This window comes from Abyssisolibacter fermentans, from assembly GCF_001559865.1.
GTDB classification, from domain to species: Bacteria; Bacillota; Clostridia; order Tissierellales; family MCWD3; genus Abyssisolibacter; species Abyssisolibacter fermentans.
Genome location: NZ_LOHE01000006.1, coordinates 1 through 2,936, shown reverse-complemented (window position 1 = coordinate 2,936; position 2,936 = coordinate 1). Strand labels below are relative to the sequence as shown.

Genomic DNA, 2,936 nt, shown 5'->3' with positions numbered 1-2,936 from the left:
GTTAATAACTTCAGGTTAATTATATAGGCATTATATCTATCTGTCAAGTTTTATTTTCTATAACTTTTCCAATTTAATTAAACACTTCTTCATCATATAAAGTCCCTCTTTATCAATACGGTTAAATTCTTTTATTGAACGTACAAATTCTGCTAATGCCATGTGATACAACCGGTGTTTATAATATATTTTGCCTAATTTTAATAGAACATCAGTATTATCTAAAAAATCAATAATATATAAACATTTTTCAAATATATCACTCTCAGCAGTTAATAATATTTTTTCTATAAGTGAAAAAATCTCATCATAAATATCATATGTCTTTTTTTGTAATTCTTTCAATATTTTATTCGTTATTTTAGTATTTCGATCAAATACACTGTTTATTAATAATCTATATATTAGTGATTTATCTGTGTAATTAAAGCTTATTTTATATAATATTTCTTTAGCTCTTTCTATATTTTTTAAATATATTTGGCATAATATAATGTCAAACTGTATATCTCTAAAATATTTTTCCTGCTTTATAGAATTAAAAACATCTATTGCTTTATCATACTTCTTCATTCCCATAAAGATTTGACCTTTTAGATAATTAGCTTTTTCACTTCTATCATTTACTCTTGATAGTAATTCATAAGCTTCTTTATACTTTTTTAATTTAATTAATATTTCAACTAAATCATATTGCACATTTTGCTTTGATTTATATTGTTTTAAATCTAATATAGATTCTTCTATAAAACCTAAATCTTTATCATTTATTAGTAAAATATCAACAATTTTATTGTAAGGTTTAGTATATCTAGGATTTATCTTGACAGCTTCTATATAATATTTATAAGCTTTTTTATAGTATTCTTCCTCATAATTTATTTCACCTAAATAATAAAAAGCTAAATAGTCAGAACATCCCACTTTTTGATATATATCATTGGAAGTTTTACTTAATTCTAAACAGTTCTCAAACATATCTTTAGCCTTCAACAATTCATACAGTTTCATATATAATAAACCTTTAATATAATACATACCTGAAAGATTTGGATATAATTTAATTGCTTCATTTGATAACTTATAAGCATGTGTATACATACCTAATTCTATATAACACAAACAAGATCTATATAATAAAGTAGGACTAATATTAGCTTCTCTATCAAAAACTCTTAATAATTGTATATAATATTCTAATGCTTTGTCGTATTTTCCTAAATAGAAGTATTCGCTCCCATCTTTAAAATATTCCATTTTGGTTTTGTTATCTGTTTCAATAAAACTTGTTTTAGGTTTTTCATTAGAGAATATTATTCTTATATATGGATAAAATTTCATCTCATCACAATCTTTACTGTAAAATGCAATTAAATTATCCCAGTTATTTTCATAAGATTTCAATTCTACTGTGAATTCTTTTTCGTTACTTGAAAGGCTAAACAATTTTGTTATATCTATCTTAATATATTGATCCAGTTGATCTTCAATTTCAAAATGTACATCTTCTAATTCTGTAGCTATTTGTGCATTTTTATAGGTTATTAAATTTTCTTCAAATGAATCGCTTAATCTTGTAATTTTATATTCTTTCTTTATTTCAGCATTATCATTTCTCATTACATAAATATTTAATTCTACCTTTTTTATTTCATTATTTGATGATAATATTGGAAGTTCAAATTGCAGATAGGATTTGTAAATACACTGTTTCATAAAAGTACCAATAAAGCAAATATAATACTCTCCAAAATTATCATCAGGCATATCGCTATTAACTGTTGCATCTTTAGTAGGATAAATAATTAGCTCTTTCATTTAATCACCCTTTATTTATCTATAACAGCACAATAAACTGCATATTATATTCTAACCTAGACTATTCATAGAAAATTATATACTATTTATATCGGTAGTTATATGAATAATCTAGGTCTAATTATTTATATCAATGTACTCTGACATACTATAAATACTTTTTATAAAATTAATGTTTATTATATTATATTTAGCAATAACTTAAAATGTTACTTACTGTAAATATAGTCAAGTTATGATGCCTAACTTAACTCTGTACAACCAGAATAATTCAGTTTGTTACTAAATTTAAAAGGAGTAAGTGAATTTTCACGTAATCATAAATTTATATTTCTGATCAAAGTCATAGTTTTACTATGCTTGTACAAAAGCGGCATACGCCGCGTTAACATTGATATCTCTATACTATATATTTGTTTATAAAAATATATCTATCAGCTATTTGTTGTAATTCTTTGAAGATTTGATATAGTCAAGCTTCGTAAGCTTTTCAATGAAACTACTCATTTATTTTCCTAATTCATTGATGTAGGATTTCTCTAAGAATCTTCTACGGCTCCGTAAAGAGCTTGTTTCCTTTGTTCTAATAAAAGCTTTGAGGAAACAAGCTCTTAAAATCGCTCTCCGAAGAAACCTTAGAGAAATCCTAGTTAGATATTGATTATATTTTTTTAGATGAGGATTAATTTTTAAGTAACTCTTATAATCTAATCTATAGTTTATCATTTACTAAACACTACCTAATCAAACCTTAAATAACTGCTAGAACAATATTCCAATAAAAAATTTACTAGGGCTCAATCTGAGGTTTCTTTGTAGGTGACTTTTAAGAAGTAATTTTTTCAATGCTTTTATTAAATGAAAAAAATTGCTTCTTTACAGGAACAGCAAAGATTCTCAGATTCGTGCCCCTCTCCATTTAGTAATGAATACCATTATGTAAAAACTTCTGACTCACAACGCTTGACCTTAAAGAAATAAACCATTATATCCTTTAGAAGCTACAAGACATTTTTTGTTCACGACATTGATGCCTATATTTTTTCATCTTCATATAATCAAAAAAATATAGGCATCTCCGAGTAAAAAAAATGTCTTGTAAAGCTTCAACACAAAAA

At 24.6% G+C, this 2,936-nt stretch carries 1 protein-coding gene; it reads right to left on the bottom strand.

The genetic code is table 11. The features are described from left to right. Window positions 1-57 precede the first annotated feature (57 nt). Window positions 58-1,818 (bottom strand): DNRLRE domain-containing protein, encoded by a 1,761-nt coding sequence (locus AYC61_RS00920; protein WP_066495453.1) that lies wholly within the window; start codon window positions 1,816-1,818, stop codon window positions 58-60. Between the last annotated feature and the right edge of the window lie 1,118 nt (window positions 1,819-2,936).